The following is a 17824-nucleotide window of genomic DNA, read 5'->3' as shown; positions in this document are numbered from 1 at the left end:
CAGCGGTTTATGAGCCGTTCACGGCCGAAAAGATCCCTCGCTACGCTCGGGATGACAGGCGTGGGCTCAAAATCACAGGCTGTCAGGACGACGGCTATGGCGTTCCATCACACGATGAACCGCTTTCGACGTAGCACTCGCGCCTCGGCGTAAGGCTGGTGCCGTTCCCTTACCATCGACCCACTTCTTCTCTGGAAAATCAGCGGCGAAGTGTCGTCCAAGGCCAAGACGACAGGTCATCCCGCGATGACAGTGTCCGACGACGCTTCATCGTTCGGAGATCCTATGGCCGCGCCGTTGGTAGTTGCCGCTGGCACTGTGGTCGCCTTGTTGGGTGGCTATTTTCTGCTGAAGAAAATTGAACAGCTCATGGGTCGCAGCGTGACTCTCGCCGAGGAGGCCTATTTCGTCACCCATCCCTGGGTCGCCTTGAAAGTGAAGTCGACGGCCAAGAAAGCGTACGACACGGAGGCCGCCATCTTCGGCCGCACGGGTGAAGACGATGAGGGTGATGCGTTCAGGCATTGTTTCTGGAGCGCCGTGCTGACGCGCGAGGTCGGTTTCAAGGAAGCGGGGTTCGTGACCTCGCTGCATGAACAGATTCCCGACAACCCCGTGCGTCGACAGGACATGGACCTGTTCAACAATGCCGCGGGACGCATGCGGGTCCAACTCGGCGACGACGCGTATATGGTGCGCCAGGTCTTGAAGCTGCTGCTCGATGGCCGACTGTCGGTCATCGCGCCCAACGCAGCCAAACGTCAGATCGCCCAAAAGTACTACGACGAACACCCTTAGAGCGGATCACCTGCCGTTGCGCGCGACCGCCGGGACGTGAAGTACATCCGGCCCGTTGCTCGCCGCCTGGGCCGCGACCTTCATTGGTCTGCTCGACGGCTTTCTGATGCGGGCGGCGCACCCAGCGTCATCGTCCTGATGGAAACGGCATGACGGGCGGTTGTGGATGCCGCTGACACCCACGCGTTTCCTTAAGGGTGTGTTAAGAAAAACTTGAAGTGACCATTAAGAATCATGCGTTGTCGTTCCGTTGCTGAAAAAACATAAGGTCCGGCTCCTCGGTGGCGCCGCCATGCAGTCGTGTGCAGCGCCGCCGTCCCGCTCGCTATTGGACCTGTTTTTCTCATGCGTTCTCTCTTGTCCCGCCTCCTCGCGGCAGCGTTCATCACTGTCACACTGTCGGCCGCCGCCAGGGCGGCCGAGCCGATCACCATCGGCTTCTTCTCGCATCTGTCCGGGAACTTCGCCGAGTACGGCGCGAGCTTCAGAAACGCGGTGGAGCTCTACCTCGACAAGATCAACGCCGACGGCGGCATTGACGGTCGTCCGGTCAAGCTGCTGGTCGAGGACGATCGCAACTCGCCCCAGGAGGCCGCGACGGTAGCGCGCAAGATCGTCGCCGCGCCGGGTGTGGTGCTGGCCATCGGGTCATGGTCCACCACGGCGTCGCTGGCGGCGGCGCCGATCTTCGCCGAAGCCAAAATCGCGCAGATCAGCCCGACGTCGTCGCACCCTGATTTCAGTCGCCAGAGCGCTTACCAGTTCCGGCAGAACAACACGGATGACATCCTGGCGCAGTACAACGCCGACACCATCCACAAGAAGCTCAAGGCCGGTCGCATCGCCATTCCTTATTCGCAGGACGACTGGGGTGTGTTCACCGTCAAGGCCACGGCCGCGGCGATCGAGAAGGATGGCGGCAAGGTGCTGCTGACCGAGGCCGTGATCCCGGGCGCCAAGGACTTTCGTCCGCTGGTCAGCAAGATCAAGGCCGCCAAGCCGGACGGCGTGTTCCTCGCCCTGCCTTACCAGGAAGCGTCGATCTTCATCCAGCAGCTGCGCCAGGCCGGCGTCGATGTCCCGGCGGGCGGCGGCATCCCGCTGACCTCGCCGAAGTTCATCGAGCTCGCCGGCAAGGCCGCCGACGGCGTGGTGGTGCACAGCATCTTCTTCGCCGGCGATCCGTCGAAGAAGGCTTTCGTCGACGCCTACAAGACCAAGTACAATCGCCTGCCCGACCAGTTCGCCGCGCTTGCCTACGATGCCGCCGGCGTTGGCGTGGCTGCCATCCGCCGCGTGATCCAGTCCGGCAAGCCGCTGACCGGCCAGTCTGTGCGGGACGAACTGGCCAACGGGCCGGCCTACCCGGGTCTGACCGGCGTGACCAAGTACGAGAACGGCAATGTGAAAAAGAATCCGACTTTCCTCGTCGTACGCGACGGCGGCTTCCACCTGCTCGACTGATGAGCGTGAAGGCAACCACAGTGGCGGGCATTCCCTTCTCCTCGCGCAGGCGGGGAGAAGAGAGGAATCATCGCAGTGTGCGACGATTCTGGAGGTCAGTAGTACAGAGGTCATACAGAGAAAACACCAATGCATGTCGAAGGAATGCAACGCGTTCTTCTCCGTGCTGTCCCCGTGTCTCTGTGTCTCTGTGGTTGGTCTTCGTGCACTGCCCCAGACAACGCCGCACGCGATAGCGATCCACCATGCTCGAACTCTTCGCCAGCCAGGTCGTCAACGGCCTGGCGATCGGCCAGGTCTACGCACTGATCGCGTTGGGCTTCACGTTGGTCTTCGGCGTCTCCAATCTCATCAACTTCGCGCAGGGCGCGTTGTTCATGCTCGGCGCCTTCATCGCCTTCAGCGGCGTGACGGTGCTGCATCTGCCGCTGCCGGCGGCGGCTGTGCTGTCGGTCGTCGTCGTCTCGCTGCTGGGCATGCTGCTCGAGCGCGTGGCGCTGCGCCCGCTCGAGAACGCGCCCTACATTGCACCGGTGCTGTCCACGCTGGCCATCAGCCTCATCATCGATCAGCTCGCCGAGATCATCTGGTCGCCCGAGGGCCAGGCCTTCCCGGTGCCGTTCGAGGAAGCGACCTACTTTTTCGGCGCCGCCTACGTGACCAGCACCGACCTGCTGATCTTCGGCTTTGGCGCCGTGACCACGGTCGCGCTCACGCTGTTCCTCTCTCGCTCGTGGCTCGGTCGCACCTTGCGCGCCACGGCGCAGGACCGCGACGCCGCCGCGCAGCTCGGCGTACGCACCGGCAACGTGAAGGGCATGGCTTTTGCGCTGGCCGGCTTGCTCGGCGCGCTCAGCGGCATCCTGGTGGCGCTGTACTTCAAGAGTGTGTTCCCGCAGATGGGCTTGCCCTACGGGCTCAAGGGGTTCGCCGCGGCGCTGCTCGGTGGGCTCACCAGCATGCCGGGCGCCGTGCTGGGCGGGTTGCTGCTGGGCGTGGTCGAGACGCTGGCCAGCGCCTATGTGGGCGAAGGCTACCGCGATCTCGTGGCGTTCACGCTCGTGCTCGTGTTCCTCGTGTTTCGCCCGCAGGGCTTGTTGGGCAACCGGCGGCTTGATGCACTGGGCGGCGCCGGTGGCGCCGCGGGTGCCATGCCGAGCACCAGCGTGCTGACATCGGCCTCCAGCCAGCGCGGCGCGGTGCGGACGCTGGACCTGCCGCCGTGGGGCTTCCTTGCGGTTGGCGCCGTCCTGGCGCTGCTGCCTGCCGTTACCCAGAGCGCCTACGTTCTGCAGGCCGTCGCCTACGCCATGATCTTCGCGCTGCTCGTGGCGAGCGTGACGCTGGTCTCGGGTGCGCTGGGCATGCTGTCGATCGGGCATGCGGCATTCTATGGCGTGGGTGCCTATGCGGTCGGCCTGCTGGCGCGCAATGCCGGCTGGCCGGCCGAGGCCGCGATTGCCGGTGCCGCGCTGGTGACGGCGGCGGTCGCGGTGGCGAGCGCACTGCCGCTGCTGAAGCTCAGCGGCCACACCGTGGCGCTGGGCACGCTTGCCGTCGGGCAGATCGGCTACCTCGTGTTCATGACCTGGCTCGAGGTGACGCGTGGACCGATGGGCTTCATCAACATACCGGCGCCGCGTCTGGCCGTTCTGGGCGGGCTCAATTTGTCCAGTCTGGTGCAGAAGTTCTGGCTGATCGCGGCCGTGGCGGCGCTGGCGCTGGCGCTCGCACAGCGGCTGCTCGATTCAGGTATCGGTCGGGTCTGGCGCGGTATTCGCGAGGACCGGCTGGCTGCCCATGCGGCCGGGCTGCCGGTGCGCCGCTACATCCTGTTGGGCTTCGCCTTGTCGGGCGTGCTGGCGGGCACGGCCGGTGGCCTGTTCGCCTATGTACAAAGCGTGGTGAGTCCCGAGAGCTTCACGGTCGGCGTATCGATCCTGCTGCTCACCATCGCGGTGCTCGGCGGCCTGGGCAATCTCACGGGTGCGGCGCTCGCGGGTTTCGCGCTGACCTTGCTGCCCGAACTTCTGCGGCCGTTCGCCGAGTGGCGCATGATCGTCTACGGCGTCGCGCTGCTGATCATGCTCCGGCTGCGTCCTCACGGCCTTCTGGGGGCGCGTTGATCATGTCTCGATCGGACCCTGGGAGCGCGGGTATCCCGCCCGCTCATGCCGGGCGGGCCAGAGGCCCGCGCTCCCAGGACTGTGAAGCCGCTGCCGGCCTCCACGTCGAGCGGCTGAGTCGCCATTTCAGCGGCGTGAAGGCGGTTGACGGTGTGAGCTTCCACCTCGCTCCTGGCGAGACGGTGGCGCTGGTCGGCCCCAACGGCGCCGGCAAGTCGACGGTGATCCAGTTGCTGAGCGGCGTGGAGCGGCCCACGTCAGGCCGCATCATGCTCGATGGTCGGCGCATCGATGGCCTGGCGCCCGAGCGCATCGCGCGGCTGGGGCTGGGACGCAGCTTCCAGACCTCGCGCGTCTTCCCGGCGCTCACCGTGTGGGACAGCGTGCTGCTGGGTACTCAGGCCGGGCTGTTGCGCGATGGCCATGGCGGCGGCCGGCTCGCCAACCCGTTGGCCGAGCTGGCGGGCGAATTGCTGGGTCTGCCGGGCTGGCGGGGTCGACGGACCCGGGCCGCGACGCGCGCGGCGGCGGCACTGCAACGCTTCGGCGAGCGACTGTGGCCGCGGCGCGATCAGCCCGCCTTCAGCCTGTCGTACGCCAATCGTCGGCGGTTGGAGATCGCCCGCGTGCTGGCCGCGCAGCCGCGCTTCGTGCTGCTTGACGAGCCGGCGGCCGGCATGAACCCCAGCGAGACGGCCGAACTGACCGACCTGCTGCTGGCGCTGCGCGCCGAGCAGCCCGCGCTCGGTATCCTCGTCGTGGAGCACAAGCTCTCGCTCGTACGCCGCATCGCCGATCGGGTGGTGGTGCTCAATCAGGGTCGCGTGCTCGCCACCGGCACGCCGGCCCAGGCGCTGGACCACCCCGAGGTGGTCGAAGCCTATCTGGGCCGCGCCCGCACGCGGCCCGTCGAGTCGGATGCCCATCTTGGTTGAGTCCTCTGCCGCCACGCCACTGCTCGTGATCGATGCCATCGACGTGCATTACGGTGCCGTGCAGGCGCTCTTCGGCGTGAGCCTCGACGTGCATGCCGGCGAGGTCGTGTCGGTGCTCGGCGGCAACGCGTCGGGCAAATCGACCACGCTCAAGTCGGTGCTCGGCCTCGTTGCGCCCACGCGCGGTCGCATCGTGCTCGACGGTCGCACCATCCACGGCTGGCCGCCGGCCGACGTGATCGACCTCGGCGTCGCCAGCGTGCCCGAGGGCCGGCGCGTGTTCCCCGAGATGTCGGTGTACGAGAACCTGTTGATGGGCGCCTATCCGCGCCGCCGTGACAAGGTGGCGATCGCACAGGATCTCGACGCGGTGTTCGATGCCTTTCCGCGCCTGGCCGAGCGGCGCGGTCAGCCGGCCGGTACGCTCTCCGGCGGCGAGCAGCAGATGCTGGCGCTGGGCCGCGCCTGGCTGCGCCGGGGGCGCCTCATCTGCATCGACGAGCCGTCGATGGGCCTGTCGCCACGGTTTGTCGATGCCGTCTACGAGGTGCTGTTCCGCTGGAAGGAAGCGGGCCAAACCATCCTGCTGGTCGAGCAGAACGCGCGCATCGCGCTGGAACTCGCCGACCGCGCCTACGTGCTGCAACACGGCCACGTCGTTCTGCAGGGCCGCGCCGCTGATCTTGCGGCCGACCCGGCCGTGCAGAAAGCCTATCTCGGTGCGACGTGATGAGCGTCGAGCATGCTGCCGGGCGCGACGGTGCTGGCGACGGCTGGGACCGAACCACCGCAAGGAGAATCGCCGCAGCGTGCGATCTGGTCTTCGCCGTGCCCCTCTGTGATCTCTGTGCTTCTGTGGTTTATTTTTCCCGCTCGACCGCGACCTTGCGCTAGTCACCCAACGACATGTCCACCGAAAATCAAACACCCCACATCCTCGACACCGACGTGCTGGTGATCGGTGCCGGCGGTGCCGGCATGAGCGCTGCGATCGCTGCCGGCGAGACCGGCCGCCGGGTGCTGCTGGCCGACCGCAGCCTCATCGGCCGCGGTGGCGCCACCATCATGGCCCAGATGACCGTGGCCGCCGCGCTGGGCGAGCAGGAGCCCGATCACTGGCGCCACCATTTGCGCGATACGCTCGCGGCCGGCCGCGGCCTGTGCAGCGAACCCCTGGCGCGCCTGCTGTGCGAGGAGGGTGTCGATGCGATTCGCCGGCTGGACCGTTGGGGCGTCGGCTGGGCTCGCGCCGACGGCCACCTGACGCAGGCTCAGGCGCCCGGCCATGATCGCCCGCGCTGCGTGTATGTCGACTATCTCAACACCGGCCCAGCTGTCGCCAAGACCCTGCGGACGCAGGTCGTGCGCGCACCAGGCGTGCGCCGCGTCGGCGATCTCGTCATTGTCGACCTGGTGTTGCACGAAGGTCGCGCCGTGGGTGCCGTCGCGCTGCACTTGGCTTCGGGCGAACCGGTGCTCGTCCGTGCCGGCGCGACGGTGATCGCCACCGGCGGCCTCACGCGCCTGTACCGTCGCAACAGCGCGTCGCTCAACATGGGCGGCGACGGTTTTGCGCTGGCGCTGCGCGCCGGCGCGCGGCTGGTCGACATGGAGTTCGTGCAGTTCTTTCCGATCGGTCACCTGGCGCCGCGGCTGGTGGGCTTCGATCCGATCATGTGGGATCCGTTCCGCTACAAGCTTGGTGGCCGACTGCTCAACCGCGACGGCGAGGAGTTCGTCGCGCGCTACGGCAACGCCGCCGAGGGCCAGCGCTATACCACCACGCGGGATGCGGCCACCTACGCCATCCTCAAGGAAGTCGAGTCCGGCCGCGGTTCACCCGCCGGCGGTGCCTGGCTGAGCTTCCGCCACGTGCCTGAAGCGGCATTGCGGGCGGCGTTCGGGCCGATCATCGACCGGCTGGCCGCGGCGGGAATCGACCTGACGCAACAGATGATCGAAGTGGCCCCGATCGCGCACTACCACATGGGTGGCATCCGCGTTGATACGCGGTTGGCCACCGACGTCCCCGGGCTTTATGCCGCCGGCGAGGCCGTGGGCGGTGCCAATGGTGCCAACCGGCTGTCGGGCAACGCGATCACCGAGGCCGTGGCGTTTGGTCTGCGCGCCGGCCGCTCTGCCGCCGCCGACGGGGTCGCGCCGCCGACGCTCGACGTGCTGCGCACGCTGGCCGCACCGGTGCTCGCGCTGCTGGCGCCGGCAACGTCCGTGGCCCGCGAGCCGAATGTCGCGGCGCTCATCGAGGACCTGCAGGCCACGATGCAGGCGCATGTCGGTCCCTTCCGCAGCGACGCCGGCCTGCGCCAGGCGCTCGCCATGCTCGCCGCACTGCGGGCGCGCGCCGGTGCCACATTGCCGGGTGGCGGTGCGCAGGATCCGGTGCGGCTGGACGCGCTCGACCTGCGCAACATGCTGCTGGTGGCCGAGGCTGTCGCGCGCAGTGCGCTGGCGCGGACGGAAAGCCGTGGTGCGCACCAGCGCGAAGACCATCCTGCCCAGGACGAAGCCTGGACCCTCAACCACACCATCGCCTGGCATGACGGACGCTGGGCGCTCGCCACCCAGCCGGTCGAGCGCCTTGCCGACCTGTCCGCGGCCCAGGCCGAGGAGGCCACGGCATGACGTCGTCCGATACTGAACAGACCATACGGTTGCGCGTTCATCGCGGCTGCGCCCGATCCGGGTCGACCCTGCAGGAGTATGCGATACCCGGTACGGCGGCGGCCTCGCTGCTCGACGGCCTGCGCTGGGTGCGCGCCCATGTCGACGACACCTTGGCCTTCCGCTACGCCTGCATCAACGCCAATGCCTGCAAGGAGTGCATGGTGCGGCTCGACGGCAAGACGGTCTACGCCTGCCTGGCGCGGCTGGAGCCCGGGCACACCTACGAGATCGGGCCGCTGCCCAACAAGCCGCTGGTGCGCGACCTGGTCACCGACATCGCACCGGCCAAGGAAAGGCTGCTCGATCTCTCCGGATCCCGCGAGGGCGGGGAGGGAGAAGATGAGGCGTAAGACGCTCTGGCCATATCCGATCGATGAACGATCGCAAGGCCAGTGGGACCATATGAGGCAGTGGCACGAGCTTGTAAGTGCATCAGCCAGGGGCGTCGCCTCGCAAAGGCACGGCTTCATGCAACCGTCGGCACCTCGATCAGTCCCAGATGGCGGGTCATGAGACGGAAGTCGCTGTCGTTATGAAGCAGCGGCCGGCGATTCTCGATGCACCATGTACCGATCAACAGGTCGATCGTCTTGCGGACGGTGATGCCACGTCGGCGCAAGAAACGGAAGTTGCGCGCTGCCGCGACGGCGATCGCATGGCCGGCCATCGGCGCGATGGTGAAGCGACTGAGCAAAGCTTCGACGTTTCGAGCCACCCGTTCGTTGTCGAGGCCTTGCAAAACCTCGCACAGCATGAGGTCACCGACGATGATTTCATCCATGCCCAGAGTTGCACGTAACCGCCGGACGTGAGGTACATCCCGGCCATTGAGAAAGTCGATCCAGACGCTACTGTCGACAACGATCACGCGGTTCCTCGTCCTTTGCGGCTCTGGGCGAGATTGCCGCGCCAACGGTACTTCCCGAAAGATGCATCGACTTCCTGCTGCCGCCGCAACCTGATCATCAGGCGCAGTGCCTGTTCGACCGTCTGCTTCTTGGTTGCTTGTCCGGAAACTTTTTGGGCTTCCGCCATCAGGGAGTCATCAATCTCGATATTGGTGCGCATCGGTGATGTGTCGCGATGTGTAGTGATCATCGATAGTATACACATCTCCTCTCGTCTTGCACAGGCTACTCACCGCCGCGAGGTGAGACGGAAGAGGCCAGTGCCGGCGCGTCAGCCTGTCTTCCACCAGACCAGGATCAGGGCGCCGGCGATGCAGGTGAGCCACCACCCGATCATGAACCTGTCGAACAAGGTCCGCGGCCAGCGGTGCGGGGGCAGCGATACGGCCGGCTTTGCCGCAGCGCCGGCTGCATCGGCGGCACGGCGTGCCACGTCGGCCTGCGCCAGCGCGGCGGGCAGGGTACGCACCACCGCTTCGCAATCCCGGGCCATTTCATCCGACGTCAGAAGCGTATCTTCGATCCAGCCTGCCGCGCGCCATCGCTCCGCCAGAGCCCACTGCACATGAGCTACCGCCATTGCGGAATCGAGTCCACGGGCCTCGAAGCTCAGCAGATGATCGCCGAACGTCGTCAGGTGGGGCGGCAGGTCGCTGTCGCCGCCGATCAGCGCCTCCAGCGGCTCAATCCCGTAGTCGAAGCCGGTTTCGCGGCCGTCGAGCCTGACGGGGACCCATTTGCCGGGATGACGGTCGAGCCGGAAGTCGTTCGGAAACGATAGTCGCGCCCCATGGTGGGCGATCGCGTCGGATAGCGTTGCGCTATCGGGCAGCCGCGCCTTCTCGACGATCAGTGCGCTGTACGTGGCCATGGCGCGCCCTCAGCGCAGGCGAGGGATGTGCCGTGCGAGGGGCGGGCGAACGACGCCTACTTGGCCAGCTTCACCCGGTCGAGCACGGCCTGAAAATCCTGGGTGGTGATCTTCTGGGCATGGATGAGGACGTGCGCCCGCGGGTTCTCCAGCGTCAGCGCCGTGACCAGCACTTCCTGGGGCTTGCCCATGAAGTGCGACGTGCGGCTCACCACCACGTTCTTGCCCAGAAGTCTGCCCTTCAGGTTTTCGGCTGATGCCATCGGGCCGCCGTCGCGCGCCACCTGGGGCGTCCACACGATGACTGTCAGTTGCGACTCGCCGCGGGCAAACGTCGCCATGCACTCCTGGGTCATCGTCTTGGTCGGGGCTTGCGCCACGGGCACGTCCCGGCATGCCGCCGCTTTCGTTGCGGTCCAGTCGACGGGCAATGTCAGCATCAGAATGCCGACGATCCACGATGCCACCGCTTCCATGCCGATCACTCCCCAGTCGAATCGCTGAAAGATCGCGGCCGAAGACGGCGAAACATGGGCGATGCCTCACTTCGCGTTTCGGGCATTGAGTTGCCAATTTGTTCTTGTTCTTCATTGGAGAATGTTGTATGTACGTGCGAGGAGGACCAGCTTCGTGGTGATCGAACCAATGAACCCAGGAAGCGTCTCTTCGTCGGACCACCGGGACTTTCTGGCCGTAACTGGCCCCATCTGGCCGCCGCCTGGCCAACGCCGAGCGCCTCTCGCAACGCCTTGAAATCAGGAGCGGAAATGACTTTCTGGCCGTATCTGCCCTTTCTGCCGCGATGAGTCGCCAGCCTAGGCCGGGCCACCACCGGGAAACGCCGACGGCGCGCCGGCAAGCCAGGCGCGGCCATGTGCGTAGAGGTCGGCCACCACGTCGCCCTTCAACTGCGGCAGGTCCTTCTTGATGGTGAAGCCCAGCTTGGTCTGCAGGTAGGCGAGGTGGCGATAGCCTTCGGGGAAGCTGTCGAGCAGCGTCGCATCCAGGGTCAGGGTGGCGCTGGGGCTCACCGGGTCCATGCGATCCTTCTCGTAGATCGGCTGGCGGCGCACGATCGCCCAGCGTCCGTTGCGCTTGGCGAAGAAGTCGAAGAAGCGACCGGTGCAGACGACATCGACCAGCACGCCGTCGACCAGGCCGCGCTGGCTGATCGTCATCTTGGTCTGCGCCGTGGCGCGGTGGTCGTTGAGATCGACGCTGATGCCGCCGAGGAAGTGCAGGATGCTGACGCCGCGCTCGAAGCCGCTGCGGCTGACCTCGATGAACGTCTCGGCCGGGCCCTGGAACCACGTGGCGGTCATCCAGCCGTCGTCGTGCCACACGGTGCGGAAGCGTTCCCAGTCGCCGGCATCGCGCCAGATCGCCCAGTTCTGCACGACCTCGGCAATCGCCAGCCTCTCCAAGGCATCATTCGGCACGGCGGGTCTCCTTCCGTATTTTTCCAGCAGGGGCAGGGCTACCGCATATGAGGCCTATCGTCATCCCTCGCCATGATGCGGGTGCGCACAGCGCCCGCCGCGATATCCTGCGGGATCGGAATGGTCCGCGCACCGGCCCCAACCTCGGGGTGAGGTCGCGTATTGACGCCAAGGAGTCGCATGCACCCGGTCCGTTATGAAGATCCCGCGGCGCTGGCCGATGCCATCATCGCTGCCGTCGGCAAGACCATCGTGTTGGCGCTGCCGCTGGGGCTGGGCAAGGCCAACCATGTGGTGAACGCGCTGTTCGCGCGCGCCATGGCCGACCCGTCGATCACGCTGCGCATCTTCACGGCGCTCACCCTGGAGAAGCCGCGCGGCGGCAGCGACCTGGAGCGGCGCTTCCTGGGACCCATCACGGAGCGGCTGTTCGGTGGCTATCCCGATCTTGCCTATGTGCCGGGCCGGCGCGCCGGTACCTTGCCGACCAACATCGAGGTCAACGAGTTCTTCATGCTGGCCGGCCGCTGGCTCGCGGCGCCGGCGGCGCAGCAGGACTACATCTCGGCCAACTACACCCATGCGGCGCGCTACGTGCTCGACCGCGGCGTCAACGTCGTGGCGCAACTGGTGGCGCCGCGGACGGTCGACGGCGAACCGCGCTACAGCCTGAGCTGCAATCCCGATCTCACGTTGGACCTGCTGGCGGCACGCGATGCCGGCCGCGCCAACTTCCTGCTGGTGGGACAGACCAACGCGGAACTGCCGTTCATGATCGGCGACGGCGATCTGCCGGCACGGCAGTTCAGCCACATGCTCGACAGCCCGGCAACGCAGTTCCCCCTGTTCGCGCCGCCCAAGGCGGCGGTCAGCCTCACGGAATATGCGATCGGCTTCCATGCCGCGCGTCTGATCCGTGACGGCGGCACGTTGCAGATCGGCATCGGCTCGGTCGGCGATGCCGTGTGTCAGGCGCTGATCCTGCGCCAGCGCGAGAACGCGCTCTATCGCGACACGGTCATGCGTCTGTCGGCCGTGCCGCCTGAACCGTTCGAGGCCGCTCCTTTCACATCAGGCCTGTACGGCGCCACCGAGATGCTGGTCGACGGCTTCCTCGACCTGATGAAGCACGGCATCCTGAGCCGCGAGGTCGACGGTGCCGTGGTCCACGCCGCCTTCTTCCTCGGACCCAAGGCGTTCTACCAGGCGCTGCGCGAGATGCCCGACGCGGCGCGCGCCCGCATCCGCATGACGCCGGTGGGCTTCGTCAACGAACTCTTCGGCGACGAAGCCGGCAAGCGTCGGGCGCGCGTCGATGCGCGCTTCGTGAACAACGCCATGATGGCGACGCTGCTGGGCGCCGTCGTCTCCGACGGCCTGGAGGATGGCCGCATCGTGAGCGGCGTCGGCGGTCAGTACAATTTCGTGGCCCAGGCCTTCGCGCTGGAAGACGCGCGCTCGATCATCACGCTGAACGCCACGCGGGTGGACAGCCATCGCACGCTCTCCAACATCCGCTGGTCCTACGGCCACACGACGATCCCGCGACATCTGCGCGACATCATCGTGACGGAGTACGGCGTTGCCGACCTGCGCGGCAAGACGGACGGCGAATGTGTGGCGGCCATGCTGCAGGTCACCGATTCGCGTTTTCAGGAAGCGCTGCTGCGCGAGGCCAAGGCCGCCGGCAAGATCGACGCCGCCTACCAGATCCCGGCCACCTATCGCGACAACACGCCGGCGCGGATCGAGCGCGCCCTGGCGCCGGTGCGCGAGCGCGGCCTGGCGCCGTCGTTCCCGTTCGGCACCGACTTCACGCCGGTCGAACTGCGTCTCATCCCGGCGCTGACCCAGCTCAAGGCGGCATCCTCAAGCGTTGCGTCACTCTGCCGCCTGTTCTGGCGCGGCCTTCGCGCCGGCACGATATCGGAGTCACAAGCCATGTGCCTCGAGCGGCTGGGATTGCATGATGCCGCCACGATTAGAGACCGCATCCAGCGGACCCTGGTCCGCGCCGTGCTCGCCGACTGACCCCTGGGAGCGCGGGCGTCCCGCCCGCTCATGTCAGGAGGAAAGCAAGCCGGGCGCGCTCCGGGAGCATGCTTCCATCCGGACCCTTCGCTGCGCCCGAGGTGAAGGGATCGGAACCGTGGTCGTGTCCGGGCGTTGAATTGAAAACAAAAGGTCGTGCTCGCTGAGATCCGGAGGGGTCAGATGACACTGCGCACGTTGCTGGTGCATGCCGATGCGGATGACCGCTTCTCCCACCGCCTGTCGCTGGCCCTGGCGCTGGCGCGCGCCGACAAGGCGCGCGTGCGCGTGCTGTATGCCTTGAAGGCACCGCTGTCGGTCGGTCTCTACAGCGAACCCATGGGCGCGCCGGCGCTGGATCTGGTGCAGCAGGAAATCGATGCCGAAAAGAAGCGCAGCGAGGCGTTGCATCACGCGGTCGAGCAGACGATGCGTGCGGAACGTGTCAACTGGGATTGGCGCACCGTCAATGGACTGGCGGGCGAGGTGATCGCCGCGGCGGGCGCGACGGCCGATATCATCGTGATGGGACAGGAGCGTGACGGCGCCATGTCGGCACCGGTGGCGCAGGTTGCTCTGTCCTCCGGGCGACCGGTCCTGTGCGTGCCGCACACCGGCAGCTTCGACACGTACGGCCGGCGTGTACTGGTGGCCTGGCGCGGGACGCGCGAGTCGGCGCGGGCGCTGCACGATGCCCTGCCGCTGCTGGCGCGGGCCGAGCATGTCGTCCTGTTCACCGCCGGCGATAGCGATACTGACATCGGTGCCGCCGACGCCGTCAGTCACCTGGCCGATCACGGCATCAAGGCGGAGCTGCGGCAGACCACGCTGGGCGATCTCGATGCCGGTGCCGCCATCCTGAATGCCGTGTCCGACAACGCGGCCGATCTGCTGGTGATGGGTGCCTACGGTCACAGCCGCGTGCGCGAGTTCGTGTTCGGCGGCGCGACGCGCACCGTGCTGCGCTCGATGACCGTGCCGACCTTGATTTCACACTGAGACAGCCGGAGCCGCGCGATGGCCAAGTCCGCAACCGTGACACCGACCAAGGAATTCGATCGCCCCGCCGACGTGCTGCGGGCGGCACACCTGTCGCGCGATCAGAAGATCGCCGTACTGAAGCAGTGGGAACTCGATGCGCGCCTGCTGCAGACCGCGACCGAGGAGGGCATGGGCGGCGGCGAGCCGAACCTGCTGGACGAGGTCAAGAAGGCGCTGGCGTCACTCGATGCCGGCAAAACCGACAGCCAGGGCCCGACCAAGACCGGGATGTAATGTGGTTCCTCCCCAGCGTCGCTGGGGAGGGCATCAAAAGAACTCGTCCAGCAATCGGTAGTACGCCAGGCGATCGGCGTCCGCGTCAGGCAGGCCGTAGTGCTGCAGGAACGGCGCAACCCACGCCGCGCCGAGATTGTACGTGATGCTCCAGCAGGCCAGCGCGATGTCCTGATAGCGATCGGCGACACCCAGGCGCCCGCAATCGATGAATCCGCTGAACCGGCCGGCATCGGCCATCAGGTTGGGCAGGCAGGCGTCGCCGTGTGTAACCACCAGGTCCTCGGCGGCAGCGGGTCGGCGTGACATGAGCTCCTCGAAGACGCTGGTCGCCGTTCTGCCCCGGCGCTCGTCGTCGAAATCGCTGTCGTCCACGATACAGGCGGTGACGCGCTCCCGTGCCATCGCGATGCGGCGATCCAGCCGGTGATCGAACGGGCAGCGGGCAATGTCGAGCGCATGCAGGCCCCGCAGGGCGGTCGCGGTCAGCGCCACGATCGCCGACGGCGAGAGGTGAGGCGATGAAGCAAGGTCATGGCCACCCAGCGCGCTGATCAGCAGCCAATGCCGGTCGGCGGTACTGTCGGCCGCGAGCACGCGTGGACAGGCGATGCCCTGCGCGCCGAGCCAGCGCAAGCGCTCGGCCTCGCCGGTCAGTTCGCCGAACGGGTCGATCGGCTCCGTCTTGGCGAACAGTACCGTGCCGTCGTCCGCGGTCAGCCGGAACACGGCCGCCGCCGATCGCCCGATCGTCTGCTGCGACCAGCGATGGGACGCCAGACGCTGCCGCCGCCACGCCGGCGGCAACTCATCCAGGGAAGCCGTCATGGTGCTCATCTTCTTCCCGCCCCCACGCCGTGGAGGCGGTGGCACCCCTGGGAGCGCGGGCCTCTGGCCCGCCCATGTGCGCTCCCGGGATTACGCCGCGACGGTGCCTTCCAGCACGCGGTCGGCCTGCTCGAGATCGACCGAGACCAGGATCGACACGCCGCGCTCGGCCATGGTGACACCGTAGAGCCGGTGCATCTTGGCCATCGTTACCCGGTGGTGGGTGATGATCAGGAAGCGCGTGTCGGAGCGCTGTGCGATGTCGGCCACGAGATCGCAGAAGCGCTCGACGTTGGCGTCGTCCAGCGGTGCGTCGACCTCGTCCAGCACGCAGATCGGCGCCGGGTTGGTCATGAACACCGCGAACAGCAGCGACAGTGCCGTCAGCGCCTGCTCGCCGCCCGACAGCAGCGACATCACCTGCAGCTTCTTGCCCGGCGGCGAGGCGACGATCTCCAGGCCGGCCTCGAGCGGGTCTTCCGACTCGGTCAGCCGCAGTTCGGCGCGGCCACCGCCGAAGAGCTTGGTGAACAGCTCCTGGAAGTGGCGGTTGACGTTCTCGAACGCCGCCACGAAGCGCTCGCGGCCCTCGCGGTTGAGGCTGGCGATGCCCTGGCGCAGGCGGCCGATGGCGGCCGTCAGGTCGTCGCGCTCGCCGGTCATGGCGATGATTTGCTGGTCGAGCTCAGCGGCCTCTTCCTCGGCGCGCAGGTTGACAGCGCCCATGCTCTCGCGCTCGTTGACCAGGCGCTCCAGCCGGCGCTCGGCCTGCGCCATGTCGGGCAGCTCCTCGAGGCTCTGGGCTTCGGCCGCCTCCAGGATCTGTTCCGGGACCAGCCGCAGGCGTTCGGCGATACGCTCGACGACGGCGTGACGGTCGCGCTCGGTCTGCTCGGCCAGACCCTCGCGGCGGACCCGCTGCTCGCGCGCTTCGGCAAGGTCACGTTCGACCTGCTTCAGGGCCTTGTCGGCCGCCTCGAGCTTGTTGTCGGCCTCGGCCAGAAGGTCGGCCGCGGTGCGGCGCTCCTCCTCTGCCGTCGCGATGTCGTCTTCCAGGGTCGAGCGCTGGCTGGCGAGTTGCTCGGGCCGCGCATCGAGCTCGGCGAGATGCTCGGCCAGCGCCTCGCGCCGCTCGTCGAGCGCCGCGATCTGCCGCGCCGCATCGTCGAGGCGGCCTTGCCAGCCCAGGCTGTCCGACTCGATCTGGCGCAGGCGTTGCGCCCGCAGCTCGGTCTCGCGCGCCAGGGTATCGCAGGCGGACTGCCGCTCGACCAGGGCCGTGCGCAACTCGGCCAGCTGGGCCCGCAGCGCGGCGGCCTCCTGGCGATCCGACGACGGGTCGGGGATCCACGACCGGCGTGCCTCGCGGAAGGTGCGGCGCATCTCCAGATCGGCGATCTCGCCGCCCACCTGGGCCGCGACCTCGTCGGCCGCCGACAGGCGCGAGGTGAGGGCGGCCGTGCGCCGCGCCACGTCGACGGCGCGATCGCGCGTTTCGCTGGCGGCGTGCTCGGCCTGGCCGACCATGGATGCGGTTGCCGCTCGCACCTCGGCCAGTGCCCGGCGGGCCGTCTGCTCGTCGGCCTGCATGCGCGCCACGATCTCGCGCTCGTTCTCGCGCGCCGTCGCAACGATGTCCTGTTCCTCGGCCTGCGCCGCCGCGACCAGCTGGCGCTCGGCCTGGCGGGCGCGCTCGACCAGCGCGGCGCCGAACTGGCGCGAGCGCTCGACCACCAGCCGCTCGGCCTGGCGCGCCGCCTCGACCGCGGCGCGCGCCGCGATGTGCTTGGTTTCCACCGCGGTCAGCTCGCCCTGCACGACGTCGAGCTGGGCTCGGACCTCGGCAAGCTTGTTGCGCTGGCTCAGGCGATTGGCGGCGGCGGTCGGCGCACCGGCCTTCACCGTGAAGCCGTCCCAGCGCCACACCGCGCCGTCGCGCGTGACCAGCTGCTGGCCCGCCTTCAGTTGCGCATGCAGGCGATGGCCGGTCTCTTCATCGCCGACGATGCCGATGAACTGCAGCCGCCGCGCCAGTTCGGCCGGGGCCTGCACATGGCTCGTCAGCGGCTCGGCGCCCTCAGGTAGCACCGGCGTGTCGTCCATCGTCCCCAGCGCCTGCCAGTAGAGCGGGGCGCCTTGATCATAGGAGGCCTCGAGGTCCTCGCCGAAGGCGGCGCCCAGCGCCGCTTCGTAGCCCGGCGCCACGGTCAGCGCGTCGATCAGCGGCGGCCACAGGCTGCCGGCGGCCGAGCGCAGCGCGGCGGCGATGCCGGCCTCCTCGGCCTTCAGCCGCGTCACGCGCGCCGACGCCTTGTGCACCAGGTCGGCCACCTTGGCGGCCTCGTTCTCGGCCGCCATCCGCTCGGCGGCGCGGGCCCGTTCACACTCCAGCCGGTCGGCTTCGGCGCGGGCGAGGGCGTCGCGCACCTGCGCCGCGGCCTGGCCTTGCGCTGCGCGCACGGCC

Annotated in this window: 16 protein-coding genes and 1 pseudogene; 10 read left to right on the top strand and 7 right to left on the bottom strand. The window is 67.7% G+C overall.

Annotated features, from left to right (window positions below; all coding sequences use genetic code 11):
- The first annotated feature begins 285 nt into the window (after positions 1-285).
- From FQU96_RS37930 to FQU96_RS37900, 7 genes are all read left to right on the top strand, one after another.
- On the top strand, positions 286-798 hold the full coding sequence (locus FQU96_RS37930; protein ID WP_146546625.1) for a hypothetical protein: 513 nt from the start codon (positions 286-288) through the stop codon (positions 796-798).
- Positions 799-1155: 357 nt separating this feature from the next.
- On the top strand, positions 1156-2262 hold the full coding sequence (locus FQU96_RS37925; protein ID WP_178131041.1) for an ABC transporter substrate-binding protein: 1107 nt from the start codon (positions 1156-1158) through the stop codon (positions 2260-2262).
- Positions 2263-2507: 245 nt separating this feature from the next.
- Positions 2508-4388, top strand: coding sequence for an ABC transporter permease (locus FQU96_RS37920; RefSeq protein WP_146546623.1), 1881 nt, complete (start codon positions 2508-2510; stop codon positions 4386-4388).
- A 152-nt stretch (positions 4389-4540) separates the two neighbouring features.
- Positions 4541-5323: an ABC transporter ATP-binding protein gene (locus FQU96_RS37915; protein WP_255468804.1), complete on the top strand. Its 783-nt coding sequence runs from the start codon at positions 4541-4543 to the stop codon at positions 5321-5323.
- A complete protein-coding gene (locus FQU96_RS37910; protein WP_255468802.1) occupies positions 5316-6053 on the top strand; it encodes an ABC transporter ATP-binding protein in 738 nt (245 codons plus the stop codon). Before FQU96_RS37915 ends, FQU96_RS37910 begins: the two co-directional genes overlap by 8 nt.
- Before the next feature lie 176 nt (positions 6054-6229).
- Positions 6230-7966, top strand: coding sequence for an FAD-binding protein (locus FQU96_RS37905; RefSeq protein ID WP_146546620.1), 1737 nt, complete (start codon positions 6230-6232; stop codon positions 7964-7966).
- Positions 7963-8358, top strand: a complete 396-nt coding sequence (locus FQU96_RS37900) for a 2Fe-2S iron-sulfur cluster-binding protein (protein ID WP_146546619.1) — start codon at positions 7963-7965, stop codon at positions 8356-8358. Before FQU96_RS37905 ends, FQU96_RS37900 begins: the two co-directional genes overlap by 4 nt.
- A 116-nt stretch (positions 8359-8474) precedes the next feature.
- On the opposite strand, the gene FQU96_RS37895 is transcribed toward FQU96_RS37900, so the two are convergent.
- The 5 genes from FQU96_RS37895 to FQU96_RS37875 all read right to left on the bottom strand — a co-directional run bounded on the left by FQU96_RS37895 (position 8475) and on the right by FQU96_RS37875 (position 11226).
- Positions 8475-8876: a PIN domain nuclease gene (locus FQU96_RS37895; RefSeq protein WP_146546618.1), complete on the bottom strand. Its 402-nt coding sequence runs from the start codon at positions 8874-8876 to the stop codon at positions 8475-8477.
- Positions 8873-9076, bottom strand: coding sequence for a type II toxin-antitoxin system VapB family antitoxin (locus tag FQU96_RS37890; RefSeq protein ID WP_146546617.1), 204 nt, complete (start codon positions 9074-9076; stop codon positions 8873-8875). Before FQU96_RS37890 ends, FQU96_RS37895 begins: the two co-directional genes overlap by 4 nt.
- Positions 9077-9187: 111 nt before the next feature.
- Positions 9188-9787, bottom strand: coding sequence for a hypothetical protein (locus FQU96_RS37885; protein WP_146546616.1), 600 nt, complete (start codon positions 9785-9787; stop codon positions 9188-9190).
- Between the two features lie 56 nt (positions 9788-9843).
- A complete protein-coding gene (locus FQU96_RS37880; RefSeq protein ID WP_146546615.1) occupies positions 9844-10263 on the bottom strand; it encodes a hypothetical protein in 420 nt (139 codons plus the stop codon).
- A 339-nt stretch (positions 10264-10602) separates the two neighbouring features.
- Entirely contained in the window at positions 10603-11226 is a 624-nt protein-coding gene (locus FQU96_RS37875; protein WP_146546614.1) for a nuclear transport factor 2 family protein, read from the bottom strand.
- A 180-nt stretch (positions 11227-11406) separates the two neighbouring features.
- On the opposite strand from FQU96_RS37875, the gene FQU96_RS37870 reads away from it, so the two are divergent.
- The 3 genes from FQU96_RS37870 to FQU96_RS37860 all read left to right on the top strand — a co-directional run bounded on the left by FQU96_RS37870 (position 11407) and on the right by FQU96_RS37860 (position 14532).
- Positions 11407-13257 (top strand): acetyl-CoA hydrolase/transferase C-terminal domain-containing protein, encoded by a 1851-nt coding sequence (locus FQU96_RS37870; protein ID WP_146546613.1) that lies wholly within the window; start codon positions 11407-11409, stop codon positions 13255-13257.
- 183 nt (positions 13258-13440) lie between these two features.
- Positions 13441-14256, top strand: a complete 816-nt coding sequence (locus FQU96_RS37865; protein WP_146546612.1) for a universal stress protein — start codon at positions 13441-13443, stop codon at positions 14254-14256.
- Positions 14257-14274: 18 nt separating this feature from the next.
- Positions 14275-14532 carry a hypothetical protein gene (locus FQU96_RS37860; RefSeq protein ID WP_146546611.1) on the top strand — a complete coding sequence of 86 codons (258 nt, stop codon included), beginning with the start codon at positions 14275-14277 and terminating at the stop codon, positions 14530-14532.
- A gap of 33 nt (positions 14533-14565) precedes the next feature.
- On the opposite strand, the gene FQU96_RS37855 is transcribed toward FQU96_RS37860, so the two are convergent.
- A complete protein-coding gene (locus FQU96_RS37855) occupies positions 14566-15360 on the bottom strand; it encodes an APH(3')-II family aminoglycoside O-phosphotransferase (protein WP_146546610.1) in 795 nt (264 codons plus the stop codon).
- Between the two features lie 90 nt (positions 15361-15450).
- Positions 15451-17824, bottom strand: a pseudogene (locus FQU96_RS37850) (chromosome segregation protein SMC); the annotation flags it as partial.

The sequence above is a fragment of the Reyranella sp. CPCC 100927 genome, from assembly GCF_007859315.1.
Taxonomy (GTDB): Bacteria; Pseudomonadota; Alphaproteobacteria; order Reyranellales; family Reyranellaceae; genus Vineibacter.
Note: the sequence above shows the minus strand (reverse complement) of the source record. Positions and strands in the feature narration are given on the sequence as shown.